Source organism: Streptomyces sp. CLV115 (assembly GCF_038448545.1).
GTDB lineage: Bacteria > Actinomycetota > Actinomycetes > Streptomycetales > Streptomycetaceae > Streptomyces > Streptomyces sanglieri.
In genome coordinates, this window is sequence record NZ_JBCEWQ010000002.1 from 146,713 (window position 1) to 173,309 (window position 26,597).

General features: G+C 69.6%; 29 protein-coding genes. 23 read left to right on the forward strand and 6 right to left on the reverse strand.

Annotated features, from left to right (window positions below; all coding sequences use genetic code 11):
• Nucleotides 1-163: 163 nt before the first annotated feature.
• From AADR41_RS01365 to AADR41_RS01380, 4 genes are all read left to right on the forward strand, one after another.
• Nucleotides 164-955 (forward strand): SDR family NAD(P)-dependent oxidoreductase, encoded by a 792-nt coding sequence (locus AADR41_RS01365; protein ID WP_342279536.1) that lies wholly within the window; start codon nt 164-166, stop codon nt 953-955.
• A gap of 250 nt (nt 956-1,205) precedes the next feature.
• Nucleotides 1,206-2,450, forward strand: coding sequence for an MFS transporter (locus AADR41_RS01370; RefSeq protein WP_342279504.1), 1,245 nt, complete (start codon nt 1,206-1,208; stop codon nt 2,448-2,450).
• A 207-nt stretch (nt 2,451-2,657) separates the two neighbouring features.
• Nucleotides 2,658-2,918: a CPBP family glutamic-type intramembrane protease gene (locus AADR41_RS01375; RefSeq protein WP_342279505.1), complete on the forward strand. Its 261-nt coding sequence runs from the start codon at nt 2,658-2,660 to the stop codon at nt 2,916-2,918.
• A gap of 498 nt (nt 2,919-3,416) precedes the next feature.
• A complete protein-coding gene (locus AADR41_RS01380) occupies nt 3,417-4,313 on the forward strand; it encodes an aminoglycoside phosphotransferase family protein (protein WP_342279506.1) in 897 nt (298 codons plus the stop codon).
• 164 nt (nt 4,314-4,477) lie between these two features.
• Here AADR41_RS01380 and AADR41_RS01385 read toward each other — a convergent pair whose 3' ends face one another.
• Nucleotides 4,478-4,759, reverse strand: coding sequence for a hypothetical protein (locus AADR41_RS01385; RefSeq protein WP_342279507.1), 282 nt, complete (start codon nt 4,757-4,759; stop codon nt 4,478-4,480).
• A 109-nt stretch (nt 4,760-4,868) separates the two neighbouring features.
• Between AADR41_RS01385 and AADR41_RS01390 the strand changes: the two genes are divergently transcribed.
• Complete coding sequence (locus AADR41_RS01390; protein WP_342279508.1) at nt 4,869-5,333, forward strand: TIGR03618 family F420-dependent PPOX class oxidoreductase; 465 nt, start codon at nt 4,869-4,871, stop codon at nt 5,331-5,333.
• 254 nt (nt 5,334-5,587) lie between these two features.
• On the opposite strand, the gene AADR41_RS01395 is transcribed toward AADR41_RS01390, so the two are convergent.
• Nucleotides 5,588-6,025 carry a hypothetical protein gene (locus tag AADR41_RS01395; protein WP_342279509.1) on the reverse strand — a complete coding sequence of 146 codons (438 nt, stop codon included), beginning with the start codon at nt 6,023-6,025 and terminating at the stop codon, nt 5,588-5,590.
• Nucleotides 6,026-6,430: 405 nt separating this feature from the next.
• On the opposite strand from AADR41_RS01395, the gene AADR41_RS01400 reads away from it, so the two are divergent.
• Together AADR41_RS01400 and AADR41_RS01405 are read left to right on the forward strand one after the other, a co-directional pair.
• Nucleotides 6,431-7,708, forward strand: coding sequence for a cytochrome P450 family protein (locus tag AADR41_RS01400; protein WP_342279510.1), 1,278 nt, complete (start codon nt 6,431-6,433; stop codon nt 7,706-7,708).
• Nucleotides 7,709-7,870: 162 nt separating this feature from the next.
• Nucleotides 7,871-8,290: a hypothetical protein gene (locus tag AADR41_RS01405; protein WP_342279511.1), complete on the forward strand. Its 420-nt coding sequence runs from the start codon at nt 7,871-7,873 to the stop codon at nt 8,288-8,290.
• 238 nt (nt 8,291-8,528) lie between these two features.
• On the opposite strand, the gene AADR41_RS01410 is transcribed toward AADR41_RS01405, so the two are convergent.
• Nucleotides 8,529-9,467: a helix-turn-helix domain-containing protein gene (locus AADR41_RS01410; RefSeq protein ID WP_342279512.1), complete on the reverse strand. Its 939-nt coding sequence runs from the start codon at nt 9,465-9,467 to the stop codon at nt 8,529-8,531.
• A 311-nt stretch (nt 9,468-9,778) separates the two neighbouring features.
• On the opposite strand from AADR41_RS01410, the gene AADR41_RS01415 reads away from it, so the two are divergent.
• Entirely contained in the window at nt 9,779-10,300 is a 522-nt protein-coding gene (locus AADR41_RS01415; protein ID WP_342279513.1) for a hypothetical protein, read from the forward strand.
• A gap of 243 nt (nt 10,301-10,543) precedes the next feature.
• Here AADR41_RS01415 and AADR41_RS01420 read toward each other — a convergent pair whose 3' ends face one another.
• Nucleotides 10,544-11,068: a MarR family winged helix-turn-helix transcriptional regulator gene (locus tag AADR41_RS01420; RefSeq protein ID WP_342279514.1), complete on the reverse strand. Its 525-nt coding sequence runs from the start codon at nt 11,066-11,068 to the stop codon at nt 10,544-10,546.
• A gap of 40 nt (nt 11,069-11,108) precedes the next feature.
• Between AADR41_RS01420 and AADR41_RS01425 the strand changes: the two genes are divergently transcribed.
• The 6 genes from AADR41_RS01425 to AADR41_RS01450 all read left to right on the forward strand — a co-directional run bounded on the left by AADR41_RS01425 (nt 11,109) and on the right by AADR41_RS01450 (nt 16,193).
• The gene (locus AADR41_RS01425) at nt 11,109-12,041 is read left to right on the forward strand and encodes a DMT family transporter (RefSeq protein WP_342279515.1); all 933 of its coding nucleotides are present in this window, start codon (nt 11,109-11,111) and stop codon (nt 12,039-12,041) included.
• Between the two features lie 143 nt (nt 12,042-12,184).
• Nucleotides 12,185-12,418, forward strand: coding sequence for a hypothetical protein (locus tag AADR41_RS01430; protein WP_342279516.1), 234 nt, complete (start codon nt 12,185-12,187; stop codon nt 12,416-12,418).
• Nucleotides 12,419-12,465: 47 nt separating this feature from the next.
• A complete protein-coding gene (locus AADR41_RS01435) occupies nt 12,466-13,044 on the forward strand; it encodes a GNAT family N-acetyltransferase (protein ID WP_342279517.1) in 579 nt (192 codons plus the stop codon).
• A gap of 363 nt (nt 13,045-13,407) precedes the next feature.
• Complete coding sequence (locus AADR41_RS01440) at nt 13,408-13,836, forward strand: DUF7144 family membrane protein (RefSeq protein WP_342279518.1); 429 nt, start codon at nt 13,408-13,410, stop codon at nt 13,834-13,836.
• Between the two features lie 354 nt (nt 13,837-14,190).
• The gene (locus tag AADR41_RS01445; RefSeq protein WP_342279519.1) at nt 14,191-14,598 is read left to right on the forward strand and encodes a hypothetical protein; all 408 of its coding nucleotides are present in this window, start codon (nt 14,191-14,193) and stop codon (nt 14,596-14,598) included.
• 866 nt (nt 14,599-15,464) lie between these two features.
• Entirely contained in the window at nt 15,465-16,193 is a 729-nt protein-coding gene (locus tag AADR41_RS01450; protein WP_342279537.1) for an aminoglycoside N(3)-acetyltransferase, read from the forward strand.
• A 394-nt stretch (nt 16,194-16,587) separates the two neighbouring features.
• On the opposite strand, the gene AADR41_RS01455 is transcribed toward AADR41_RS01450, so the two are convergent.
• Nucleotides 16,588-17,268: a response regulator transcription factor gene (locus AADR41_RS01455; protein ID WP_342279520.1), complete on the reverse strand. Its 681-nt coding sequence runs from the start codon at nt 17,266-17,268 to the stop codon at nt 16,588-16,590.
• A gap of 254 nt (nt 17,269-17,522) precedes the next feature.
• Between AADR41_RS01455 and AADR41_RS01460 the strand changes: the two genes are divergently transcribed.
• The 3 genes from AADR41_RS01460 (at nt 17,523) to AADR41_RS01470 (ending at nt 21,145) form a co-directional block, all read left to right on the forward strand.
• Nucleotides 17,523-18,503, forward strand: coding sequence for an ATP-binding cassette domain-containing protein (locus AADR41_RS01460; RefSeq protein WP_342279521.1), 981 nt, complete (start codon nt 17,523-17,525; stop codon nt 18,501-18,503).
• Nucleotides 18,500-19,318, forward strand: coding sequence for an ABC transporter permease (locus AADR41_RS01465; protein ID WP_342279522.1), 819 nt, complete (start codon nt 18,500-18,502; stop codon nt 19,316-19,318). The genes AADR41_RS01460 and AADR41_RS01465 overlap by 4 nt, the downstream gene beginning before the upstream one ends.
• A gap of 123 nt (nt 19,319-19,441) precedes the next feature.
• On the forward strand, nt 19,442-21,145 hold the full coding sequence (locus AADR41_RS01470; protein ID WP_342279523.1) for a sensor histidine kinase: 1,704 nt from the start codon (nt 19,442-19,444) through the stop codon (nt 21,143-21,145).
• Nucleotides 21,146-21,347: 202 nt separating this feature from the next.
• On the opposite strand, the gene AADR41_RS01475 is transcribed toward AADR41_RS01470, so the two are convergent.
• Entirely contained in the window at nt 21,348-21,941 is a 594-nt protein-coding gene (locus AADR41_RS01475) for a TetR/AcrR family transcriptional regulator (RefSeq protein ID WP_342279524.1), read from the reverse strand.
• A gap of 82 nt (nt 21,942-22,023) precedes the next feature.
• On the opposite strand from AADR41_RS01475, the gene AADR41_RS01480 reads away from it, so the two are divergent.
• The 6 genes from AADR41_RS01480 to AADR41_RS01505 all read left to right on the forward strand — a co-directional run bounded on the left by AADR41_RS01480 (nt 22,024) and on the right by AADR41_RS01505 (nt 26,474).
• Nucleotides 22,024-22,434 (forward strand): nuclear transport factor 2 family protein, encoded by a 411-nt coding sequence (locus AADR41_RS01480; RefSeq protein WP_342279525.1) that lies wholly within the window; start codon nt 22,024-22,026, stop codon nt 22,432-22,434.
• Nucleotides 22,431-22,646, forward strand: a complete 216-nt coding sequence (locus AADR41_RS01485; protein ID WP_342279526.1) for a heavy-metal-associated domain-containing protein — start codon at nt 22,431-22,433, stop codon at nt 22,644-22,646. The genes AADR41_RS01480 and AADR41_RS01485 overlap by 4 nt, the downstream gene beginning before the upstream one ends.
• A gap of 83 nt (nt 22,647-22,729) precedes the next feature.
• Nucleotides 22,730-23,242, forward strand: a complete 513-nt coding sequence (locus AADR41_RS01490) for a YrhB domain-containing protein (RefSeq protein ID WP_342279527.1) — start codon at nt 22,730-22,732, stop codon at nt 23,240-23,242.
• A 964-nt stretch (nt 23,243-24,206) separates the two neighbouring features.
• Complete coding sequence (locus AADR41_RS01495; RefSeq protein ID WP_342279528.1) at nt 24,207-24,416, forward strand: hypothetical protein; 210 nt, start codon at nt 24,207-24,209, stop codon at nt 24,414-24,416.
• A 95-nt stretch (nt 24,417-24,511) separates the two neighbouring features.
• Nucleotides 24,512-25,135 (forward strand): restriction endonuclease, encoded by a 624-nt coding sequence (locus AADR41_RS01500; protein ID WP_446750967.1) that lies wholly within the window; start codon nt 24,512-24,514, stop codon nt 25,133-25,135.
• Between the two features lie 685 nt (nt 25,136-25,820).
• On the forward strand, nt 25,821-26,474 hold the full coding sequence (locus AADR41_RS01505) for a hypothetical protein (protein ID WP_342279529.1): 654 nt from the start codon (nt 25,821-25,823) through the stop codon (nt 26,472-26,474).
• Nucleotides 26,475-26,597 lie beyond the last annotated feature (123 nt).

Consider the following 26,597-nt stretch of genomic DNA (forward strand, 5'->3'; position numbering starts at 1 on the left):
GGGTCGGGCCTCTTCAACGTGTCTGTTGCGCCTTCATCGTGGTTCTGCTGTTCCGGCAACTCTGCGGGCACAGTGTGCCATTGAGCCCGCGTCGCACCACCGAATCGAACGCCCGTCTGGTGAAAGCCGTGTGGCGGTCCGCCACTTCAGGTTTACTCGCGTCATGAACAATCGGACATCCTCAGCGCACAGCACCGGCCTGCTGACCGACAGGACCGTGATGATCACCGGAGCGTCGAGCGGCATAGGCGAGGCCGCAGCGCGGCTCTTCGCCTCCGAAGGCGCGGCCGTCGTCCTCATGGCCCGACGCGAAGACCGGCTCAAGGACCTCGCCCACGAGATCGAGGCATCCGGCGGACAAGCGGCCTGCAGTGTCGGCGACGTGACGCGGGCCGACGACGTCGAGCGCGCCGTCGCGACGGCCGTCGAACGCTTCGGCAGCCTCGACGGAGCCTTCAACAACGCCGGCTACGCCGGATCCACCTTCGGCCGATCGCACGAACTGCCGGAAGAGGACTTCGACCGCATCATGGATGTCAACGTACGCGGGACATGGAACTGCCTGCGCCGTCAGATCCCCGTCATGCTGGACGCCGGCCACGGGACGATCGTCAACACCGCCAGCTCGGCAGGGCTCATCGCCACCGGCGCACCATCCCCCTACGTCGCGGCGAAGCACGCCGTCCTGGGCCTGACGAAGGCCACGGCCGCCGAATACGGGGCATACGGCATTCGCGTCAACTCCCTTGTTGTGGGCACCACCCGGACCGAAATGATCAACGCGGCGGTGACGGCCGACCCGGCCCTGGAGGAGGCATTCGTCGCACGCCAGATACAGAAGCGGATGGCCGAGCCGCAAGAGGTGGCGGAAGCGGCCCTGTGGCTGCTGAGCGACCGCTCCTCATTTGCCACCGGCAGCCATGTGGCGGTGGACGGCGGCATTCTGGCCATCTGAGCGGCGCAAGGGGTCCGGGGCAGCCGACGCCGCCGGGTTCTGGCTCAACTCGGTGTTTGCGCCGTGAGGCGCCGTGACATTCAGGTCGCGAACACGTGCCGCACCGGGTTCGAAGAACGGGAAGCGTGCGACCGCTCGCGGCTGCGGCCGTCTTTCTGCCCGGCCCGCCCCACCCCGGCCGGGAGCAGGAGCGGCGCCGCGGTTAGGGTGCGCGGGTAGGCCAATCACCCCGTCCTGGAGGCCCCGCACCATGGAGCCGATCCTCCCGAACCCGGTGATCCGCCGTCACCGCCGAGCCCTGCAACTCTGCTTCGCGATACCCGGGCTGTCGCTCGCCACGTGGGTGACCCGGACTCCCGACGTCCGGGACCGGCTGGGGGCCTCCACCGCGGAGATGGGCCTGGTGCTGTTCGGCATGTCGATCGGCTCGATGCTCGGCATCCTGGTGGCCGGCGCCCTGGTGGCGCGGTTCACCACCCGGCCGGTGATCCTGGCCGGCATGGGCCTGGTGCTGGCCGGCGTGGGGACGGCCGCGCTGGGCGCGGCGGCCGCCTCAGCCCCGACGGTGGCTGCCGGTCTGCTGTTCATCGGCGCAGGCATCGGCCTTTCCGAGGTCGCCAGCAACGTCGACGGGGCCGTGGTGGAGGGGGAGTTCGGCCGACCGGTGCTCCCGGCGCTGCACGGCTGCTACAGCCTCGGCACTGTGATCGGCGCCTGCCTGGGGGTGGCCGGTGCCACCGCCGGCCTACCGGTGTCCTGGCACCTGGCCGCGGTGCTGCTGTTGGCGGCCGGTCTGTTCGCCCGCGCGGTGCCGGGTCTCCGCCCCGGCCTGGGCCGCCCGGAGCCGATCTCCTCGGGGTTCCCGGCGTCCCCCGGGGCGGGGCCGGCACCGGTCGGCGGTTCCCGGAAGCGCGGGCTGCTGCTGGACCCGCGGCTGCTGATGATCGGCGGCGTGGTGTTCGCCGTGACCCTTGCCGAGGGCGCCGCCACCGACTGGCTGCCACTGCTGATGGTCGACGGTCACGGCATGCCGGCCGGCCTCGGGTCGGCGGTCTGCGCGGGGTTCGCCGCCACCATGGCGGTCGGCCGCTTCGCCGGCGGGCCCGTGGTCACCCTGTTCGGGCGGCCCGCGGTGCTCGGCGGCGGCGCGCTTCTGACCGCCGTGGGCATCGCCCTGGTGTCCTTCGCCGATGCCCCGGCAGCCGCAGCGTGCGCCGTGCTGCTCTGGGGGCTCGGCACCTCGCTCGGGTTCCCGCTGGCGCTCTCCGCGGCCGGCGAGTCCGGCCCGGACACCACCGCCCGGATCGCCCTCACCTCCCGGATCGGATACGTGGCACTGCTGACCGGCCCGCCGCTGCTGGGCTTCCTCGGCGAGCACCACGGTCTGCGCGCCGCGATGTTGCCCGTCCTGCTGCTGATGCTGATCGCGGCCGTACTCTCGCCCGCCACCGCCGCTGGTGCCACTGTCCGCGGGCGCGCCGGCCGTACGGCCTGACCTGCCCGCGGACGGGGCGTCGGCCGGTCGTCGGGCAGAGCGCCCCGTTCGGGCGCAGCGGCCGGGTTCGGGACACGCTCGCCCTGCGGTGGCTGAAGCCCGGGGGCGTGCGGTACGGGCGGGCCTGACGGCTTTCGCCGTCCCCGCCGGTCTCACCGCGGGCGCTCTTGCATCGGCACCTTTGCCGGCCGCCGACCATTTGACGGAATGCACTGGCAAGGGCTCGGCGCGTGGGCGGCCGCAGCGGAGTTGAACATGCTGGTATCGCTTCCGCTGTTCTTCGGCGAGGAAGTGGGCCGGCAGGGCCACCTCTTTCCACCCCTCGCGCAGGACGGCACGGGTCTCAAGCCGATACGGGCGTACGTAATCACCGGCGCGGCGTTCGCCCTGTGGCACCTGCCCGCGCTGCTGACGGGCGGACAGTACCCAGGTCGCCCCTGGTATGTGTCGGTGCTGCCATGCTGGTGAGGTGCCTTCTCGTCCTGCCGGTCTTCACATGGCTGCGACCGCGCTCCGACTCGGTCGTACCCGCCACTATCGGCCATGCGTTCGTGAGTTCGGTGAGTGTCGATATGGTCGCGAGGTTCGCCGATTCCAAGGCAGCGCTGGATCCCCCGCACAGGAGCATGGCGGGTAGGCCCGGCTGCATTGTCACAGGCGCATTCGTCGCCTTCCTGGTGTCGACCGGTCGACACCGGCCGTCCTTCTACCCGGCGCGTGAGATGTCCCGGTCAGGGAATCCATCACTGCCCGCCCGCCGAAAAGCTCTTCGGGCTCGCCGTCCTGAGAGAACCGCAGGACGGTGTTCTGGCTCACGCCGAGTTGCCGGACCTCCCGGGGGCGATCCATCCCAAAGCCTCTGACCTGCAGCTTTCTGAAGCCGAATCGATGACGCCGGAGGAATCACCGCGAGATGATCCGGGGGCGAGAGCCGCTCCGCCTGCCGCCTCGGTACTGTGACTTCGTATGACCGACACCGAGATCGAGATCACCCCAGACCTGGTCCGCGACCTGCTGCGGGAGCAACACCCGGACCTCGCAGGGCTGGCCATCCGCGAGGTCGCGGGAGGCTGGGGCAACCAGATGTGGCGCCTCGGGGACGAGTTGGCCGTGCGCATGCAGCGCATGGACCCTACCCCGGAACTCCAGCTCAACGAGCGGCGGTGGCTACCCGTGCTGGCCCCGCGCCTGCCGCTCCCGGTGCCGACCCCGGTGCGGCTCGGTGAACCGTCCGAGCGCTTCCCCAAGCACTGGACCGTGATGACGTGGGTTCCCGGCGAGCCGCTGGACCACGGCTCGATCAGCCGCGGCGCCCACGCGGCCGACACGCTGGCGGGCTTCCTCCGGGCGCTCCATGTGGAGGCGCCCGCCGAGGCGCCGATCACCACGGACCGCGGTGCCCATCCCAGGAACTGCACCAACGACTTCGAGAGCTTCTTCCAGGCCGTTGCCCCCGACGACCTCGCTGCCGACGTCCGGGCCGTCTGGGACGACGCCGTCGCGGCCCCCGCGTGGGAAGGCCCGCCGGTGTGGGTGCACGGAGACCTCCATCCCGCGAACGTCGTCGTCTCGGACGGAACACTCTCGGGCGTCGTCGACTTCGGCTGCCTGTTCGCCGGTGATCCGGCGTGGGACCTCGCCGCCGCATGGGTGCTGCTCCCCGAAGGAGCCGCCTCACGGTTCTTCGACACGTACGCCCGTGCAGACGAGGCGGCGATCCGACGCGCTCGCGGACTGGCCGCTTTGAAGAGCCTCTTCCTGATGCTCATGGGGCAGAACGGAGACCGGGGCCTTCCCGGGGGCAAGCCGAACTGGGGGCCTGCCGGCCGGGCGGCACTTGACCGTGTTCTGAAGGGCGTCTGATGCCTGCCTCTTCGCCCGAGCCCTGCATCCGCCCGGACACCAGGACGCGCTGGGCGGAGTGAACGGCCACGAGCAGGGCCTGCTGTGGTGGACCAGGAGCGGGCCGGCTCGGTGACGACCGCCCGCCGGCGGAGCCCCGCGCCGGGGCCCGACAGCGAGTGGGTTCAGGGGGACCGGCTGACGTCGTCGAAGTCGGTGGACGCCGACAACCCGGTCCACGCCGACACGTCGCGCTCGAAGGCCTCGCGTCCGGCCCGGACGAGCCGCGGCGCGTCGGTGCCCAGCAGCAGGCGCGTCGGCGGCTGGTCGGCCGCCACGATGCGCAGGACCCCGGCCGCGGCCTTGTCCGGGTCGCCCGGCTGGTGCCCGCTGCCGTTGATACGCCGGGCGCGCAGCGGTTCGAACCGCTCGTCGTAGTCGACGATCACACGGGGTACGCGGATCATCGAGCGGCCGGACCAGCCGGTCCGGAGACTGCCCGGCAGCGCCTTCGCCCGGCGGATTCCACGGATTGCCCCGAACTCTCCAGCCGATCATGGTTGATAGCCTCCCGGGATGACTGCGCCTTTCGAAGAAGCCGTCCGCACCCGACTGCAAGCCCCCAACATCTGGTACGTCGGCACCGTGTTCGCCGACGGAGCTCCGCAGGTCAGCCCGATGTGGGTGGACCTGGAGGGGGAAGGGGAGCTGACGTTCAACACCTCGGTGGGGCGGGTGAAGGAGGAAAACCTGCGCCGTGACCCCCGCGTCTATCTCTCGCACGCGGACGCCGCCGACCCCTTCGACCGAGTGCAGATCAGTGGTGTGGTGGCGCGCTTCATCGAGGGCGAGGAGGCACACGACCGGATGGACCGGCTGGCCCGCAAGTACCTGGGCGTCGATCGCTTCGAGTGGATCATGCCGGAGGAACAGCGGGTCGCGGTGATCGTGCGCCCCGTCAAGGTGCGGCACATCGTCGGGGTGGAGCGGTTCCGCCCCGGCGGCCCCGTCCCCGCGCCCGGACCGGCGTACCCCTCGTGACAATCGCCACCGGTACGACGGCTATGCCCCGAGAGAGTCGGGCTGTTCCGCCCACCGAATGAACCGTTCAGGCCCCGACCACCGCCACTACGCGGCCCCGGCCGGATGGCTGCCGGGCGTACGAAGATCCGCCCCCGACCGGCCGGAGCCCACCTCCCCGAGCGCGAGGCGCCGAGCCTTCCGATGGAGAAAGCCCGATCAGCGCGTCCCTGCCAGTGCTTCCGCGATCGGGCGGAGGAGGTCGGGAGGTCGGGTCAGCCGACCGGGTCCGGACCAGGAGCGAGCGGGGGGAGCCCGTGGGCGGCGAGGACGCGGTCGGCGAAGTCCGGCTCGGCGAGGGGGACACCGTGGGTGGCGAGCAGGGTGAACAGGTCTGCGAGGCGGCGCGGTTCGGTGCCCCGGAGCTGATGCCCGGGGGCGAGACCGAGGACGCCGACGAGCGGTCCGCGACCGGTGGCGGGGGTCGTGGTCAGGCGCAGACGCATCGTGAGGCGGGCCGCGTCCGAATCGGGGTCCTCGCCGAAGGCCATGTCCAGGCCCGTGATGTCGTGCCAGCGGTAGCGACGGCGCAGCAGCGCCCTGGAGAGGGTGAGGCCCTCGCTGTCGGCGCGTAGCCAGAAGCTGATGGGCGCGGGCAGGGCCACGACGGGGACGGCCGCGGCGACGATCAGCAGGCTGGCACCAACGCCCAACCGATTCACCGCGCCGCTCGTGCTGAGGGCGACGGCTGTCAGAAGGCCCAGAAGGCATCCGGGCCCCACGCCTGAGAAACGCCACAGGAAGCCCAGCCGCACGGTCCGGAATCGGTTCGTCGTGTCCACAGGCTCAATTCTGGAGCCCCGATGTCACCGTTCCGCCACGCTTCCAGAGACCTTGTGCCACAGATCCACGCGGCTGCACGCTGTCGGAGCCGGGAGGTCCGCCGCGGTCGCCGGCCCACCTGCCCGTTCACCCAGGACTCCGTTCGCAGATCCGATGACGGTGCACCCTGCGGCAATTGCATTCGTTCGGAGGGATTGACGCCCCGGAGGGATTGGGAGCACCGTCCCCGCGCATGATGCCGACACCGGACGATCACCTGCTTTGGAGGATCCGAAGTGACTGCGGAGGAACACGGCACCATCGAGCCGGACGTAGGACTGCTGGACCTGACCGATCAGGCGTTGGTCAGCGATCCGTTCACCGCCTACGCGCCCGTCCGTGAAAGGGAACAGATGGTGCGCGGACGCGTGCAAGGAGTCGACCCGATGTGGGTGGCCACCCGCCACGACGACATCCGCATGGTCATGAGCGACCCCCGCTTCACCATGGACGCCGCGACCGTCCCCGGCGCACCGGTGGCCCACCGCACCGAACAGACCTGGCAGGCCCGTGGCATGTACCCAGGGCACGAGAAATACCTGCGTGCCGGAATCTTCGACGCGGACGGCGCCGATCACCGACGCCTCCGCGGTCTGGTCACCGCCGCTTTCTCTCCGGGCCGCGTGGCCGCTTTGCGCCCCAGGATCGAGGAGATCGCCGGCCAACTGCTCGACCGCCTGCCGGACCACGCGGAGAACGGAGTCGTTGACCTCATCGAGCACTTCGCCCGGCCGCTGCCCATCACCGTCATCTGTGAGCTCATCGCAGTCCCTGAAGCCGACCGGGACCGCTGGCGCACACGGAGCGCCACATTGACCGCCGGTATCTGCGGTGACGAACTGGGCGCCGCGCTCGCCGGCATGGTCGAGGACGCGCACGCCCTCGTCGACCACCACGCCGATCACCCCGGCGGCGACCTCATCTCCGAACTGCTCGCGCCCCATCACCATGACCGGCTGAGCATCGACGAGTTGGTCGCCCTCATCACCAACCTCGTCGTCGCCGGACACATCACCACCGTCAACCTCATCGCCAACAGCACCGAAGCGCTACTCACCCACCCGGACCAGCTCGCTCTGCTGCGCGAGGACGCGGCCCTCATGCCGCACGCCGTCAACGAACTCCTGCGCTACTGCGGCCCCGTCGTGCGCGCGCTGCCCCGCTACGCCACCTGCGACACCACTGTCGGCAGCACCCCCGTACGTACCGGGGAGGCCGTCCTCCCGATCGTTTCCGCGGCCAACCGCGACCCGGGCGCCTTCACCGACCCGGACCGCCTCGATCTCGGCCGCACCCGCAGCAGCAAGGAATCCCACCTCGCATTCGGGCACGGTGCACACCGCTGCCTGGGCGCGCACCTCGCCCAGGAAGAGACCGCCGTGGCTCTGGCCGCGCTGCTCAGCCGTTTCCCCGACCTGCGGCTCACCACCGACCCGAAACACCTGCAACGCGGCACCAACCCTGTCAACTGGCATCTAAAAGCCCTTCCCGTACGCCTGCGACCCCAGCCCTAGGCAGGGGTTCTCCGCTGGAACAGGGCGCGGCCGGCTGCAGAAGCCGTCATCGGGACACCTCCTCCGACGGCGGAACGCCGACCTTCGACAGGGTTGACGGGCGAGGGCTGCGGGCAACCTTGTGGCGTCATCCAGCAACTCGCGTCGAAGGAGACATACGTCGTGTTGCGCCGATCTGCTCTCACCCTTCTCGCCGCGGCGGGCCTGCTCATGTCCACGGCGTCGACCGCGCCGGCCGTTGCATCGGCCCCGGTTTCGGCAGCCGCCTACCCCACCACCCCGGTCAAAGTCTCCGACGGCGCCGGAAGTTATATCTCGGGCACCCTGACCTGGTACAACCGGTCGGTGGACTTCACCGGGACGTTGAAGTCGGTCGGCTGCCGCAGAGCGTGGTACAGCGTGTTCGACGACTATGCCAACCCGCTCGGCGCCAGGAGCAGCAGTACGCACTGCAACACGGTGACTTCGGTGCCCGCCACACTTCCCGCGGATGTTGTCGGCGGCGGCTCGTACGTCGGGGTCTGCCTCGACGATGCGAACGGCAAACCGGTGACGTCGTGCGGTGTCTATTTTCGTCCCTGACCGATCTACGGCCTCTGCCGACCACGCGAGTCGCCCTCCGCCGGCGGGTGCGCGACGCAGGGGCGCCGAGCAACAGCACGGCGAATACGCGGATTCCCCGCCCCGCTCTGCCCAGCTCCGCTCCGCCCCGCTCCGCGCGGAGCGGACAGCGTTGGCCCCCTCCGCAGGGCCCGGGCAGGGGTTTCCCGCTCGGCCGGTGACCCGGCCGGGCGTCACGGGGCGGTCTCCACCGAGATGGCTACGCGTCCCCGTTGTTTCGCAGGGCCTGGACGAGCCACGGATAGACCGGGATCAGGTTCGGCACCACCTGCCAACCGTTGACGATCCACACCAGCCGCCAGTACCGATCCACCCCGGGATCGTGCGCTGCTTCGAACTGCTGGGCCATCCATTCCCGGAACTCCGTGTCAGGCGTGCGCCGGAACACTTCGGCGAAGCGGTGCACAAGGTCGTCGATGACGAGCACGGCCCGGTTGCCGAGTGGGTCGATGCCCGATTTCATGGCCTCGGCCACCTTCTGACGGGTGAACCGAACCAGTTCCTCGCCGGCCCCGCTCTCGATGTCGAGCATGCGCCCTCCGGCCTGGCACGTGGCCGTCCGGCGCATCCGGGCCCGGAAGCCCTCGTCGCCCATCAGCTCGACGAGTTCCACCCATGCCGCTACCTGCTCGCTGGACGGATCGCCGGGGAGGCCGGGAGCGGCAGCGCGCACCATGGCCACCGCGGCCGGGTCGGCATCCGCTGTGCCGAAGGTGCCCTCGATGAACTCGTCGATCAGGCGCCGGTGTTCCTCGCCGGACAACTGCGTGAGCCTGTGCATGAGCTTGGTCTCCTCGGGGTCGGACCCGCGTCCGGCTGCGACCCGCAGAACGCTCCGGCGCAGCTGCAGCGTCCGGATCTGGACGTCGATGGCGTCGGCGTGCGCTGCGGCGACTTCCGCCACCGAGAGCTCACGGTCCAGTACCCGTCGAATCGTGGCGAGGTCGATGCCCAGCTCGCGCAGAGTACGGAGGAGTTCCAGACGAAGCAGCGCGTCGCGGTCGTAGAGCCGATAGCCGGCGGGGCTTCGGGTGGTCGGAGTCACCACCCCCGAATCGGAGTAGAACCGGATGGTCCTCACGGACAGGCCGGTCCGCCGGGAGAGATCCCCGATCGAGTGGAGGGTTGTGACGTCCATGTCCTCAACTCTGCTGTCTCCAGTCACTGGAGACTCAAGTCTGTCGACCGGATGGGTTCGGCCGGGATGTCCTCCGGCTCCGAGTCGTCAGTTCCAGGTGCCTCCTCGCCCAGGGCACGAGCTGTCCGGCAAGGTGCGGTCCGCCCACGCGACGGTGATCTCCGGCTGCATCGGCCGGAGGCGGAAGAAGGCTCGCGGAGGAAAGCGTGCTGGAGGGTCCTTTACGTGATCGGTACTCGGCGCAGGCTGTGCAGCTTCGTTCTCGAAGCCCATCTGGTGCCGCCGCCACGGGATGGACCAAGCTGGCCCGCATGGACTGGTTGCCACTGCTCTCCACTCTGGCCGGGGCCGCGATCGGCATCGTCGCCACGCTAGTCGCCGATCGCAATCGGTGGAAGCGCGAGGATGCCAAAGAAGCCCTTCGGCTGCGGCTCGACATCTACACGCAGTACACCACCACCGTGAAGGTCCTCGGTGAGACCCTGCGGGCCCTGGCCGAGCGAGAACACTCCTCCGACGGCGAGCGGGCGCTCGCGCTGCGCCAGGCCTTTCGGGACTCGGGCATGGGCACCGCGTCGGAACGTATGTGGCTCATAGCGCCCCAACCCGTCGTCCAGGCCTCCAACAGCGTGTTCCACTGTCTGCGACGCATCTGCGACGGCTACGTCGGCGGCACTGCTGTCAGCAGTCCAGAGGATCGCGCCCGCTGGGAGGCGCGCGGCAAGGCAGCCGCCGAGATGCGCAAGCTCATGCGTGAAGATCTCGGCGTCGGCCCACTCACCGAACGCCACAGCCCCCTTCCCGACGACTGGAACAACCCCGCCGCGCAGTGATCGTGACTCTGGCATCCGCGTCATGGGATGGCACCCCCGGACCATGGCCAGAAGGTGATCCGTGGGGGTGTACTGGATCTTCCGGTCGGTATGGATCCCGCAGAGTCGACGGCTCGTCGTGGTCGCCACCGCCGTGGCCAAGGCGTCCGCGCCGGCAGAGCTCCGCAGGGGGCACGGGCGCCGCCGCACCGGCTGGAGGCGTGGCGGCTCCCGCAGCCAATCGGCCTCCCGGCGGCGATGGGGTTACTTGCTGTCGGAGGAGCGCGGATTCTCCATCTGTGAGATCCAGGTGGTGAGCAGTCCTTCAAGTGCCTTGCTCTCGGCGGGCGTCAGCAGGCTCAGCAGGCGGCGTTCGTTGTGCATGTGGTCGGTGAATGCCTGGTCGATCAGTTCGCGACCGGGCTGGGTGAGGGCCACGATCCGGCCGCGCTGATCGTCGTCGGAACGGCGGCGGGTGACGAGTCCGGCCCGCTCCAGGCGGTCGATTCGCTTCGTCATCGCGCCGGTGGTGACCATGGTGTGTGCGGCGAGTTCGCCGGGAGCGCGCTCATAGGGCTCACCGGCGCGGCGCAGTGCGCACAGGACGTCGAACTCGCCCTCGCTGAGTCCGTAGCGCGCGTAGACGAGGCAGAGTTCCTCGGTGAGATGGTCGGCCAGGCGGTGCAGTCGGCCGATCACGCCCTGCGGGGAGATGTCGAGGTCGGGCCGCTCACGGCGCCAGTCGGCCTGGAAGCGGGCCACGCGGTCCAGCGGTTGCGGATCGTCCATGTTCACCATGATAGCTTCCTGGGAAGTTATATTGTCTTCCATGGAAGCTAATTTGCGGTGGGTGGCCCTGACCGCTGTCGCGCCGGTGGCCTGGGGCGCCAACTATTACGTCACCCATGAATTCCTGCCGCCCGACAGCCCCCTCTACGGGGCGGCCCTGCGAGCGCTGCCCGCCGGTCTCGTTCTGCTGGGTCTGCGCAGGCAGCGACCGCGCGGTGCGTGGTGGTGGCGGTCCGCGGTGCTCGGGCTGCTCAATGTGAGCGTGTTCTTCGTGCTCGTCTACGCCGCCTCCCAACTGCTGCCGACGAGCATCGCCTCGACCGTCATGGCGGTGTCCCCGCTGGCGATGATGCTCATAGCCCGGGTCCTCGTCGCCGAGCGGCCCGGCATCGCACACCTGGTCGGCGCCGCGATCGGGCTCGGCGGGGTCTGTCTCATGCTGCTCACGGGAACGGGAGGAGTGAGCATGCCGGGGATCCTCGCCTCGGTCGCGGCCATGCTCGTGTCGTCCTTCGGTCACATCCTGGCCAAGCGGTGGAACGCCGGTACCGACGTGCTTGCCTCGACCGCCTGGCAGCTCACCGCCGGAGGGTTGTTCCTGCTGCCGGTCGCCGCAGCCGTGGAGGGCCCTGCGCCCTCACTCTCCACACCCGCGCTTCTCGCGTTCGGCTACGTCAGCTTCGTTGCCACCGCGCTGGCCTTCGCCGCCTGGTTCATCGGGCTGCGGCACCTGCCCGCAGGAACCGTGGGCCTGGTCGGGCTGCTCAACCCGGTCACAGGGGTACTGCTCGGCACAGCAGTGGCCGGAGAGGTGCTGACGGTCCAGCAACTGTGCGGGCTGGCACTCGTTCTGGCTGGAGTCGTCCTGGGGCGACCTGCGAGCGCAGGACGACGCGGCGGCAGTCGCACTCCGCTCCGGCCGGCACCCGACAAGCGCCCCGCCCGTGAGTTCCCCACCCGCAATCCGCTGTGAGGACCAGGGGGGACAAGGGAGTCGGGAGCGACGCCGACGGCCTGCCGCGACGAGTGGGCCGACGACGGCAGCGACCGGACCGTCCATGATCTGCTGCGCCGGCGGGTGCGGGAGAAGAGGGGCCGGTCGGCCGGTCGTAGCCCGTGGTGCTCGACGCCCGGAGCCTGCACGCCGCCGCCGGTGTGCCCGCCGGAACGACGGGGCGGGACGCGGCCAAGGAGGTGCCGGGCCGGGCCACAAGCGGGGACTGGCCGTTGACGTCCTGCGGCCTGGTGATTGCGGTGGTGGTACTCGTCGCCTCTGTCCACGACAATGCCTTCGGTGCCGGCCTGCCCGACGAGGTCGCGACAGGCACGGAGAAATCCCGTTGCGAGTGACCCGCGTCGGATGTCTGATTGGTCGGTCGCCGATCAAGTGAGGGAACATGAGGACGTCGCTGCCCACCCCCTCGTTGCACACCGCTCGTCTTCGACTGCGTGCCTTCGAAGACGCGGATGCGAACGACCTCTTCGCGCTGCACAGCAGCGCATATGTGCTGCGTTACTGGGACTCCCCGCCGTGGAGCGATCGCGTGCGCGCCGAGAAGTTCATCACGGCTTGCCGGCAGATGGCACAAGAGGGCACCGGGGCGCGACTGGCCGTGGACCGTGCCTCCGACGGTGCGTTCATCGGCTGGTGCACTCTGAGCGGGTGGAATCCGGACTTCCGCAGCGCGTCGCTCGGCTACTGCTTCGACGATGCGGCGTGGGGTCACGGCTACGCGACCGAGGCCGCGCGCGCTCTGCTGCGGTGGGCATTCGACACGCTGGATCTGAATCGCGTCCAGGCTGAGGCCGATACACGCAACGTGGCTTCTGCCCGCGTGCTGGAGAAGCTCGGCTTCGTACGTGAAGGGACGTTGCGGGAAGAGTGCGTCGTCAACGGCGAGGTCTCCGACACGTGGGTCTACGGGCTGATCAGGCGGGAGTGGCAGCCGTCGTCCGAGCCGGCTCCCGCCCGCTGAGTCCCTTCGCCCGGCACAGGGTGTCGGTCAACTCCAGGCAGCTGATCACTGCACCTCATCCACACGCAACGGCGAACTGGAGAGAGAGCCGCATAGGGCGAACCGGATCGAGGGTTGCATATCGCCTCCTGAATCCGCGACACCCCGTCCAGCTCTTGCGGCCCGAGCGTTGCGCGCGCGGTGGTGGGTGGGTCCTGTCGAGACGACGGTGCCGTACGAGGACGTGTCGGTGTCCGTCGGCCTCTTCGCGGTGGGGCGCGGTGGCGGTACCGGAGAATCGTGGGGATCCTGGTAGGGGATCGTGGCTGTCTTCGCACGGGCCGTGTGCGTCGGTGGCCGCACCGAAACAGGAAGGCTACGGCCATGACAGCGACGCCGAACAAGACAGCGCCCGGGCCCACGGGGTCCGGCGCGGGGATCGACGGTGCGTCCCAGGTGGCCGGGGCCCTGATGATGCTCAGCGGGCCGCTCAGCATCCTCGTGGGCGCATCCGGTATCGCAGAGGACAACCTGTTCGCCGTCTCGACCCGGTACGTCTACCGGTTCGATCTCACCGCCTGGGGGGTGATTCACCTCGTGGTCGGCGTGGCGCTCGTCGTTGCCGGGCTGGCGATCCTGACGAACAAGAGCTGGGGTCGCGGGGCCGGTGTGGCGGTGGCGGGGATCAGCCTGATCACGCAGTTCATGTTCGTTCCGTACTATCCGGCGTGGGCCATCCCGGTCATGGCACTCGACCTCGTGATCCTTTTTGCACTGACGAGGTTCCACGTGGGGGCCGACGGAGGACGGTGAACCGAGGCTGTCACGATCTCGATCTGGAGCAGCTCCGAGACTGCCTCGGTGGCAAGCACTGCGCCGGCAGTGCCGGATTCCGGGGTGTGCTGAACTTCAGCGGTTCCCGTGCGGGCGCAGTCGGCCCTTCACCCGGCTTCACTCACCAGGCACGTTCACCCATTCTCACGAGGTCGGCCATCGACCACGCGCATCGCTGAAAGCAACGGAATCAGGAGTCTGTCCCGGAGTTCCGCCGACACGGAATCGGATACGGCAGCGCAATCCGGCCAACAGCCCCTGATGCCCTGTGCACTTGCCGCGCAGGCGCTGATAATCGCCGGGGCCAGCATCCGAGACAACACGGGAGCCACCGTGCGCTTACGCATCGCTGCGACAGCACTGACCGGGGTTGCAGCCCTCACCGTTGCCCTGGCCGGATCCGCCCAGGCGGCTGACGGTTCGATCTTCGGAGGGGAGTCGACCAATCACGCTTCCTATGCGTCTGTGCGCTACCACTACGAGAAAGTCGGCAGCAGCTACACCGCCTACCTGGAAGACATCAAGGTGGGGGACCTGGTCGACGGCGACGGCTGGGGCTCCAGCCTCGTCGTAAACAGCGACCAGGGCGTTCTCCGGGAGTACCGCGTCCACGACAGTCAGTTCTATTCGTTCGGCAACGAACCCTTCTACCGTGTGAGCGGGGTGTGGTTCTCCATCTGCAACTGGAACGAGAACACCGGCGCCCTCAACTCCTGCGAACGCCTGACCAAGGGCGGCTGACAGAAACCGCCATCGCGCCAATGGCCGCGCCCCTTCGTGAGGGCGCGGCCATTGGCATGTCGGGGTGCCGGCAGGAGCCGCACCGCCTCGGACATCGCGTCCAGCGGTGCCGTCCGGCCCTTGATGCAGTGGTGGATCGGCATCGGGTCGACCTCAAGTCCCTGCGCGAGCCGTCGTACCCCGAAGCGCTCCAGGCCGTCGCAGTCGACCAGTGTCAAGGCGGCGGCGATGCGCCGGCGGTCGAGTCCCGCTGAAGTGCCCTGGGCGCGTATAGACACGTTCACTCCTCCCTTGCAAACCTACGCCGTAGAAATTACCGTACGGGGACGCAAACCTACGGCGAAGGTTCCGGATCGTCGGTCCACAAACTCGACCAAGGGGGAGAGATGGGCGAGGCCACTGACACGGAGCGGCCGACGGAGCCGGAATTCTCGGCGACAACGGACGAGGAACTGCTCACCTGCCGCACTGCGGAGAACCGCTCCTGGGCCTCCAGCGCGATGCGGGCGATCACGGGGGAGCCGGACCCCGGCGCCGCGATCGACCGGCAGCCCTGTACGACCACCCGTCGATGGCCGAGTACGCAGCCGCCCCGCCCCGCCCCGCGCCCTGCCGCAACTCTGGCTCCACCAGTGGCTCGCCGTTCCGCCGGAAACCGATGCCGGCGCACTTTCGCCCCTGTACGCGGACAACCTGAGAGGCCTCGCCCCGGTGCTCGCGGTGGTGCCCACCCAGGACGCGGTCGCCGCACCCCACCACTCTGAAGACGGAGATCCTCAAGCATGCGAACGACCGAGCCGCGAAACGACGGGCTGGCCAAAAACGACCTGGTGGAGGGGTGGCGCAAGGTCGGAGTCCGGGAAGGCATGTCCGTGATCGTGCACTCGTCTCTGTCCAGCATCGGCCGCGTCCACGGTGGAGCCGCCACCGTGATCGGCAGCCTGCGCACCGTACTCGGCCCGGCCGGAACGCTGGTTGCCCCCACCTTCACCTGGCAGGTCACCGACCCCGACCCCGATCACGTCGGCATCCCCGATGCCGCGGTGATCGAACGGCGCGCGGCCGTCCCCACCTTCCATCCCGACCTGCCGTCCACCGGCATGGGCGCCGTCCCCGAATTTCTGCGTTCCTTGCCCGAGAGTGTGCGCAGCCCGCATCCGCAGGCGTCCGTTGCCGCAGTCGGCGCTCAGGCGGCCGAGATCGTTTGCCGTCAGACCCTTGGATTCGCGGTCGGCCGCACGTCGCCGTTCGGCCGTCTGGACGACCTTGAGGGCCACATCCTCCTCGTAGGGGTCGGCCACGACCGCAACACCTTCCTGCACTACGCCGAAACCCTCACACCCGAACCACGTCTGAAGGTCCGTCGCTTCCCACGGGACCTCGACGGTGAGCGGGTGTGGGTCGAGACGCTCGACGTCGGCAACGACAACGGGAGGTACTTCCCCGCCATCGGCCGCGAATTCGAGGAGCAGGCCGGCATTGAGGAGGTGTTGGTCGGCAACGCCCCATGCCGACTGATCCCGGTGCGGCCGCTGGTCTCCTTCGCTGTCCGCCGCCTCACCGAACTGCTCGACGCGGACCAACAGAGCCAATAGCCGAACTCATCCGATCCACAGGCCTCGGTGATTGCTCCCTGGCAGCTCCCACCGCCCGCACCTGCGCGACAACCTGACTGCCCTCGACCTGCGCCTGACCGCGACGGATCTCGGAGGCGTCGAAATCGACCAAGAAGGGGGAAGCACCCTGGCAACGAAGCCACCTGGCAATGAAGCCACCTGGCAACGAAGCCACCCTGGGCACGGGGCGACCGCCCGTCGAACGCGGTGTCGCCTGGTTCGCTGCCCACGGCAACGGGGCGGCCTGTCTCTGGGTCGCTGCCTCCCGCGCCCTCCTCAGCTCGACCTGCCCGGTCGTCAGCCCGGTCGGAGCAGTCGCTGAAGCACACTGAACAGATCGGACGGACCGGCAGCGGGGAACGCCGACACCAGGTCAGGCACGGTGTGACGGTGCCAGGCCGGCCTCGTACGCGACGATGGCCGCCTCCACCCGGTTGCGTGCGCCCAGCTTCGAGAGCACCGCGCTGACGTGGGCCTTCACCGTTCCTTCGACCAGGTGCAGACTGCTCGCGATCTCTGCGTTGGACTGCCCAGCCCCGAGTCCGGCCAGCACCTGGCGCTCCCGTTCCGTGAGCCGCCCCAGTGAGCGGCGGGGATGTGCCGCCCGATGGGCGCGCATCCCGGTGATGACGCGCCCGGCGACTCTGGGCGACAGGTAGGCGCCACCGGCGCCCACCGCCCGTACACCGTTGAGCAGTTCCCTCGGGTCGTCGGCCTTCAGCAGGAAGCCGTCGGCACCTTCCTCCAGGGCGCGGGTGATGTACTCGTCCTGGCCGAAGGTGGTCAGCATGATCACACCCACCGTCGCCGGTTCCTGGCGGAGCCGTGCGACCGCCGTCAGCCCGTCCATGCCGGGCATCTGGATGTCCAACAGGACCACATCAGGCCGGTGCAGGTGGGTGAGCGAGAGGGCCTCGTGCCCGTTGCTCGCCTCGGCGACCACTTCGATGTGCGGATCCCTGGCCAGGACGGCCAGCACTCCGGCTCGGACCATCGCCTCGTCGTCGGCCACCAGGACCCGGACCCGTCGGCTGCTGGGTGTCGTCTCTTCCACCCGGCGAGCCTACGGCCGGTGCACCACCGTGCGGACGCCGAGTGCCGCAGATCCTCCCGGGGGTGGAGGGCACCCCTGACGAAAGGCAGGGCGCCGCTGCCGTTCGACCGATGGGAGTGGGCGCCGCGGACTCCTAGCGTCGTTTCCGTACAGGAAACGAGGCAGCCGCTCCGGGCCGGCCGCACGTCGATCTGCGCCCCCGTCACCTTTCGCCGGCTGTACTCCGCGGTCCGTATCCGACACGAAGGAATTGCGTGATCACCCTCCGAGGACTGACCAAACGCTACGGCGACACCCTCGCCGTGGACGAGCTGGCATTCGATGTCCGGGCCGGTCGCGTGACCGGCTTCCTCGGCCCCAACGGGGCCGGGAAGTCCACCACCATGCGCATGATCCTGGGCCTGGACCGCCCCACGTGCGGGCAGGCCCTGATCGCCGGGCGTCCCTACGCGGATCTGCGCAGACCACTGCGCGCGGTCGGTGCGATGCTGGATGCCCGGGCCGTCCACCCGGCTCGTTCCGGGCGCACGCACCTGGTGACTCAGGCCCGGTCGAACGGCATCCCGCTGCGCCGTGTGGACGAGGTGCTGGAGCGGGTGGGCCTGGCCAAGGCGGCCCGTCGGCCTGCGGGCACGTACTCACTCGGAATGAGTGGGCGGCTCGGGGTGGCGGGCGCCCTGCTCGGCGATCCGCCAGTGCTCGTCCTGGACGAGCCGGTCAACGGCCTCGACCCGGACGGTGTGCGGTGGATTCGCGGGCTCGTCCGGGAGCAGGCGGCGGAGGGACGCACCGTGTTCCTCTCCAGCCACCTGATGAGCGAGATGCAGCTGACGGCCGACCATCTCGTCGTCATCGGACGCGGGCGGCTGCTGAGCGACACCTCCATGACCGAGTTCCTGGCCGCTGCCTCTCCCGCGTCGGCTCGCGCCGTGGTGCCCGACCCCGAGGAGAGGGCGACGCTGGTCCGCCGCCTCATGACGGCCGACGGGGTGACCACCGAGGCCTCCGAGTCCGGTGAACTCACCGTCGTGGGCCGCACCGCGGCCGAGATCGGCGACCTGGCCCACCACTGCCGAATCCGATTGCACCAACTGAGCGACGTCCGGGTCTCGTTGGAGCAGGCGTACATGGACCTGACCGCACGCAGCGTCGAATACACGACGGACAGCAGCGCCACGGACACGACCGCCGCGTCCACCGCGTCCGCGGTTGCGAACGAAGGGGGACGACCGTGACCGTTCCGACAGCACCCGACAGGCGAACGGGCCCGCCACGGGCCGTCCCCGACACTCCTGGCCGGGACACGCCCGGCGGCTTCGCCGGGGCCGTCGCCGCCGAGTGGACCAAACTGTGGTCCGTCCGAGGCCCCTATCTGTGCCTTCTGGCGGGCCTTGCGATCACCGGTGTCTTCACCTACTACTACGCCTCGATCGCCCGCATCAACGAGCATCCGGTGCAGCCTGCAGTGAACGCGGCGGCCTCCTCCGCCGTCCTCGTCCAGTTCACCGTCGTCGTCCTGGCCACGGTCGCGGTCACCTCCGAGTACTCGACGGGCAGTGTGCGGGCTTCCCTGCTGTCGGTGCCCCGCCGGTATCGGGTCCAGGGCGCGAAGGCGCTGGTGGTGGCCGTGGTCGCGTTCGTCGCCGGCACCACGTTCGCCGTCGTGGGTACGGCGGTTGCCTGGGTGGGGTTCGACGGGCGGGCCACGTTCGCGCTCGGCCCGAGCCTCCTGCAGGTTGTCGCGGTCGGCCTCTACGAGGCGTTGATCGCCGTGCTGAGCGTCGGGGTGGCGTTCGCCACGCGTCATCCGGCAGGCGCGCTCTCGATCCTCGTCACACTCCTGTGGGCACTGCCGAGCATTCTCCTGGGACTGGGAGGCCCGGCACTCATGGACGTCAACGATCGTCTGCCGCACGGTGCCGGGAACCACTTCATGCGCCTCGGGACCGAGGCCCCGTACCCGCCGGTGACGGCGGTCCTGATCGTGGTGGGGTGGGCCGCGACCGCGCACTTGATCGGCCTGTACGTGCTGCGTCGACGGGACGCCTGACTCTGCCGCCGGTGGCCGCACGAGACCCTCGCCGGGCCCGCTCTCCCACCGGGCGTCCGGGCCCGTCCCACAGAATCGACCCGGAAAGGTGAGGACATGCACCAGAAGGACGGTCGACGCACCATGCCATACATACACATGCCCCCGGTCCGACTCGTGTGCGGTGATGTGGCCCTGTGGGCCGTACTCGCCGCTGCCACCGGCTACGGGTTCCGGGACGCCGGCGCAGCGGCCTCGCCGGTCGAGGACCTGTGTCTCCCGTTGGCCGTCCTGGCGGTGGCCGTGCCGCTGTCCCGCCGCCGGCCCGGGACCGCGGTCGTCCTGGTCAACGGACTGTGCGCGCTGGGCATGGCCGACCCCGCGACCCCCGCCAACGCCCATGTCCTCTCGCTGGCCGCCCTGAGCTGTCTGCTGGGGGCCCGGGTCGCCGCTGCACGACGACCGCTCCTGGTGCTGGCCGGCTGCCTTGCCGTCGATCTCGCGACGTGCGCGATTCTGCGGACGGAGGCCGTGTGGTGGTTCTATGCGCTGGGTGTGCTGCCCGCCGCTCTCCTGCTGCCCTGGCTGGCCGGACGGCACTGGCGCGGCCGGCGCGAACTGGTGCGCGAGGGCTGGCGGCTGGCCCGAAGCCTGGAGGAGCGCCAGCACCTGGTTGCGGAGCGGGCGCGACTGACCGAACGCGCGGACATCGCGGCCGACATGCACGACTCTCTCGGTCATGCGCTGAGCCTGGTCGCCCTGCGGGCCGGCGCACTGGAACTCTCTCCCGACCTCACCGAACGCGACCGCGCCGATCTCGCGGAGCTCCGCGGGACGATCGCGGACGCCGTGGAGCAACTGCGCGAGACCGTCGCAGTTCTGCACGACCCGGCCGGAACGGAACCGGGTGCGGGTCTGCCCGTCACCGACACCGTCGAGGACCTACTCGGGCGGGCGGTCGCCTCCGGGGTGCCGGTGCGCTGGGAGCAGCACGGGGCGATGCCCGTACTGTCCCCCTTGGTCCAACGGGGCATGTACCGGGCGGTGCAGGAGTCACTCACCAACGCGGTGAAGCACGCGCCGGACGGTGAGATCAGGGTGCGTATCTCACACGAGGCCGACCGTACCCGCGTGAGCGTCGTGAACGCCGCTGCTCCGGCCGACCGGCCGGCGTTCGCGGCCGAAGGCCCGACGGCCGGCGCCGGCGGCCGAGGCCTGACGGGGCTTCGGGAGCGGGTGACGGTCCTCGGCGGCTCCTTGTGGGCCGGCCCGTACCAGGGCGGATTCCGCGTCACCGCGGTCCTCCCGCACCAGGTCGCGTCCTGCCCGGGAACGTCGACATCGCGACCGGGGGCGGCGCCCGTACTCCGCAGGCTGCACGCCGGGGCCGCGCGCCGGGCCCCGGCCACGGACACCGTCGTACCGGAGTCCGTGAAACGGCTCGCCTCCGTACGGAACGCCGCCCACCGTCGCTCCGTCGCCGCCTTCGCGGCCCCTGTCGTGGCAGCCGCCTTCTTCGTACCCTCGGCCGTCTACCTGGCCTGGCAGTTGACAACCAGCGTGCTGCCGCCGTCCCGGTTCGACGAGCTGACCGTCGGTCGCCCGCGTACCGAAATCGCCGCTTTGCTGCCGGCCCACGCCTACCCCTATCCGCCCGACCATGCCCGTTTCGTACCTCGGCCACCCGGCGTCCGTTGCGAGTTCTACCGGTCCGGCCGCGATCTGTTGACCGAGGTCGACCTTTACCGGCTCTGCTGGTCGGGCACCACGCTGGCGACGAAGGACACTGTGCCCGCCAGGCCGCCGACAGCCCCGCGGTCACCTTCCACATCGCTGAGGAGAGGCTGAACCGAAATGATGCAGGACTGGCGAAGACCGTGACCGACCGGCAGGTGGAGCCACGTCGAGCGAGAGGACGAGAACTACGCGGATGCGTACGAAGCCGTGGACGGTCGCAGGGGCATCCCGGGAGCGCCGTCCCCGGTCAGGGCACCCACGCCATGGGGGCGTGAGGAGCTCGATGTGCTCGTACGGGGGCCAGGGCGGGCTGTCAGTCTTCTGTGGCCGCGCCGAGCATGCGGAGCACGCTGGTGCGAAGCGCGTGCTCCGCCTCCTGACTGGACATCCGGCCGGCCTCCTGTTCCTCACTCGCGCTGTGGGCGAGCTTGACGATGACGGTGACCAGCCAGTCGGGTGGGAGCCGGTCATCGAACTCTCCGGATTTCTGGCCACGCCGAATCACCGGTCCGATTCGGTCGGCGACAGAAGTGTGCCGGTCGTGGTCGAGCTGCGGGCTGACCGGCAGTGTGCTGATCTTCTGCAGCAGTACGGGGTAACGACGGGCCGTTTGCCTGCCGGCGTCGAGCAGGCGTAGCAGAGCGTCAGCGGCCGGTCCGGTATGGAGGTCGGCGGCATCCATCGCGGCGACGGTCTCCTCGGTGATCCGGTCGACGATCGCCAGCAGCAACTGCTGTCGCGAACGGAAGTGGGCGTAGACGGTCTGGCGGGTCACGCCCGCGGCAGTGGCAATTGCTTCCATGCCGGCGTCGGGCTGGACGTCGAGGATCCGGACGGCGGCATCCAGGATGGCGGCCTTGCTGCGGCGGGCATCGGCGCGACGGTTGCGATCCGGGGGCACGGACATCTCTTACACCTTGTCAAAGTTGATGGGCCACGCATATCTTACAACGTGTAAGAGATCGTCTGTGCTCACTGGCAGGAGCCCCATGCGTCCACTTGCCGACACCGACCCGAAGCAGTTCATCGCCGACTTCTTCATGTCTTTCCATGAGGAGTTGGTGCAGAGCGACGAGGATCCGGCCCTGATCTGCGACCGGTACCACACCCCGGACATCGTCCAGGTTGCCGACGGGCATCGGATGGACCGCGACAAGCTCATCGCGCACACCCGCCCGGTGCGCAAGACCCGGCCCGGCAACCGGACAGAGGTGCACGAGGCCGTCGCGAACGGTGACCGGATCGCCGCCCGCTACACCCTGCACGTCCAGCGGCGCGGCAGGTACCTCGCGATCGAGGTCTGTTTCTTCGGACGGTTCGCCGCCGACGGGCGGATGCGCGAAGCGCACATGCTCACCCGTACCCTCCCCGCCGTCGACGGGAAGGAAGTGTCGGAATGACCCGGAGCAGCTACACCGTCACCGGCATGGCCTGCGGACACTGCGCGGCCTTCGTGACCGAGGAGATCGAGGGCATCGCCGGCGTCACCGCCGTGACGGTGGACGTCGAGACCGGCAGGGTCTCGGTCACCAGCGACAAGGAGCTCGACACCGCAGAGGTGGGCGCCGCAGTCGAAGAAGCGGGCTACGGGCTCGCCGTCGCGGACGAGTAGCGCAGGGCTTCCACAGTCTTCGTGCGGTTCGCCGATCCGGCCCGGCCTCTTCGGCTGCCGCGAATGCTTCGTGACGGTCGGCGATGGTCAGCACAGACCGGTTCGCGGTCCTCCATGTGAGAGAGCCTGGTGAGGGAACCCCATGGCGGCGAGGCGACGTTCCACGTGATGCTCCGGTCGTGATCGAACGGGATGACGCGGTACTACGCATCGTCGATGAAGAGCTGGAGCGCAGCCACCGGGCGTGGGTTGCCGCCGGTGTCGAGCAGTTCCCGCGCAGCGTGGTCGTGCGCGTGGTCGAGCACGAGCTCGTCCGGAAGGTCTGTGTCCAGTCCGAGGAGTATGCGCGAACGCGCGATGCAGCCGCGATGCTGGTGGGACACGGCCCGTATCTGGTGGACCGGGTCGACGGCGGGCTCCACGCGGTCGGAGTGGTCTCCGAGATCACGGGGCTTGGGAGGACGACTGCCGCAGTCGTGTCCGAGGGCTGCCGGTCCGAACTCCGGTGGATCTGCGGTCTGCGGGTTCGCGCCTGTTGCCGTGGCCGACTCGGTGGCCCCGGCGGAGCATGTGGTGCTCCGGGGGCCTGTACGTGACCGTGCACGTCGACGACCGACCTGCCGCGCGGTACTCGGCCAGCTCCCAATGGCTTCGTGTCGTTCGCCGGCGACCCGCCTCCGGCATCACCGCGCGGTAGCCATGACTCATCGGCTGGGGCAGAAGGGCAGGTACACTCAAGTCGCCTGACAGATCGTGTAGTTCGTCAAGAGGGACCGGCGTCGAAAAGGTGACTCCGAGGTGAGCGCGCCCTGGTAAGGGGGCCGGGGCGGGTGTCTCGGTGCCTTCGCCGAACCCTCTCTGAAGGGAGCTACATGGAACTGGCGGGTTGGGTGACCGTGGGAACCGCTGCGGTGGTTGGGGGTTTCACTGTTGTGGGACACCTCTTCGACCAGGTGCCCGCGCTCTCCCAGAAAGTGATCGCTGCGATTCGGTCAGTTCGCGCAGTGCGCGACGAAGTGAGGGCCGGTCGGGAGTGATGGTGTCCCGTTGGGGAGAGCCCCCACCTTTCCAACGGGACTCACCACCGATGAGCCGCTCGAAAGCCGAGTAGTTGTCCGGCCTGCACGAGGCCCGGATGGGCCTCGCCCCGCTGGAACCGTTTCGCGATCCGCCGGCGCTTCTTGACGTCGGCTGTGGCGCCTCCTCGGGATCTGAACACGCTTCACGCGCCATCCGTCCGGCGCTCTCGCGGCCCGCGCCGGGTGGCGCGCGTACGCAGGGGATGGTGGTTCGTTCTGCTGAGCCGGAACGAACCGGTTCACCCGGTGCCACCGCCGCCCGCTGCGCCCCGACCGGAAACGATGGCGGCGCCCCGGAGTTTCGTACGTGCGTGCGCATCGACGACTGATCTTCCGTACGGTATTCGGCCAGGGCCTAATGGCTTTGTGCCATTTATGTGCATCCCGCCTCCAACATCACCGTGGCCCCGCTACACAGGAAGGCGGGGCGGCACAGTGGCCTCATCCGGGTATCTGCCGGTCGTGCGGGAGGTCTGGGCGGTTGCTGACCATCAATGCAGCTGTGCTGCTCGTAGTCGTAGTCGTCCTCCGGCTGCGCCGGCGTACCGAGGCCCGCAGCCGCTTCGACGAGAAGATGACCGTCGTCATCGTCCTGGCGCTCGGGGTCCTGCTGGCTCCGACCCCGGTGGGCCAGGCCATCCTGAGCTTCCTGGGACAGGTCGCCAGCGGCGTGACACAGGCCAGCCGGTGAGCCCCCGCAGGCGCCGGCCCGCGACGGCCAGGCGCTCCCCGGTACGGCGGCGTACCCGTGGGCGCGGCAGACGGCAGCGTGCGGATGACCGGCTGGTGGGGTTCCTCGCGGTCGCGGTTCTGGCCGCCGCCGTAATGGTGGCCGTGGTCAACTGGCTGCTGGCTCACTGGTGGGTCCTGGTCGCCATCGGGGTCCTGGCCGTGCTGGGCGGCGGTGTCTGGCTCCACCGCAAGCAGCAGCAGGCCCGGTGGGATGCGGTCCGTACGCGGGGCCTGCGCTACGGGCTGACACAACTGGACAGCCTGCACCATGCCCGGTTCGAGGACGCGGTCCGGGAGCTGATGCGCCGTGACGGCTGCCAGGACGCGGTGCGTGTCGGAGGCGCCGGCGACCTGGGCGCCGACGTGAAGGCCACCGATCCCTACGGACGACTCTGGGTCATCCAGTGCAAACACCGCCGCAACGGCCTCGCCGGCTCCGCCGTCGGCACCCCGGACCTCCAGGTCCTCAACGGCACCGCCCGCCCAGTGCACGGTGCCGACATCGCGGTGATCGTCACCAACGGCCGCGTCACGGCCCCGGCCGTCACCTTCGCGAAACAGCAGCGCCTCCACGTCGTCGACCGTGACACCCTCGGTACGTGGGCGGCCGGCACACGCCCCTTGTGGGAGCTGCTCCGGGCCGTCCCGCCGCCCCGCAGACCGACCTCGCTCTCCTGAAGGCGCGCGTCGGCGAGCTGCTGAAAGCACACGGAACGCGCTGCTCACTGTCGTGTGCGAAGCCGGTTCTTGACGCTCCTCACGGTCGCCGCGTTCTTCAGTTCGGGAGCGCTCGTCCAGGTCCAGGGACGGGGCGGTAGCGAGATCAGGACCGCCGGAGGAACGTTGCCGCTCCCTGTCGTGCCCCAGGTGCCCGGCCCGGTCCCGGAACGTGCACTTCTCGGCCTCTGCGATGGGTAGGATCACGCCGCACGCTGAGCGGGCGGGTCGGCCCGTGCCGCTCGCGGCATGGACCAGAACCTCGGGGGTGCACCGCATGAGTACGTACGGCAATGGTTATCGGGGTCCGACGGGCGGACCCGGCCCCGGCGGACCGCCGAGCCCAGGTCCCGGCCATCAGCCCTACCCCGGGGCCGGACACCACCCCTACCCCGGCGGTCCTGCCGGGGGGCCCTGTCCGCCGCAGCCCGTGCCGGTGCCGCCGCAGGGGTACCCGGGGCATCCGCAGGGCTGGGGCCCATACCCGCCGCAGCCGCACGGCGGTGGCCCGCAGCCGCCGTTCCCGCGCCCGCCCCGACCGCCGCTGACGCGAAGTCAGCGGATACTCAAGTGCGTCTACAACCCGTTCTACGCGGCCCAGCGGGCCTTCCGCCCTTCGCGTCCGGGTGCCGTCGAGGACCTGACGGTGCGCAAGATCCAGATGTGGCGGACCGGGATCGGGGCCGCCGCCTGGCTCGTGCTGGTCATGTCGTACAAGCCCGTCGACACAGCCAAGGGCGTCGAGACCGTCGCGGGCGACAAGTTCGATCAGAGCTGGATCAGCACACTCGTCCTTGTGTGCGCCTTCCCGTTCGTGATCGCCGTGTTCGCGTTCGCCGCACGGGGTGCGCTGCGCGGGCTCTACCTGCGTCGGTCCCTGAAGTCCTTCGGGTCGGTGGCGGCTCTGATGGGCTCCATGGCCACGTTCCCCCTGGCTGTCGCCCCCGACCGGGAGACCGCCGGCTTCCGCGACGCCATCGGGATCCCTGGCACGGTCGTCCTCATCACCCTCTGCGCCTGGTCGTTGGGCTTCGTCCTGTACGGAATCGCGCTCTGCCTCATGCACGTGTTCCGCACCGCCGACATCCACGAGGTGCTGCCGCCGATCCTCGCCACCTTGCTGGTGTGGGTGATGGCCGCCCTGGACGTGATCAACAACGAGAACGCCGAGGTTCCGGTCCTTGCCCGGATTGTGTTCCTGCTCGGCGCCCCGGTGTCGGTGACGGTGTTGTCGTGCTGGGAACTGTACCGGCTGCGGAAGTACCACAACCTGACCGTGCGACGGGCCCTCGGCCGCTAGTACTGCAACGGTGCTTGCCGTGACTGATGGCCAGGTCAGGGGCTGTGCCCGCGCCGTTTGTAGTGACTGATGCGGGCCTGGTGTTGTCGTCGTCGGCGCCAGGTCGACCAGTGCAGGATGTGC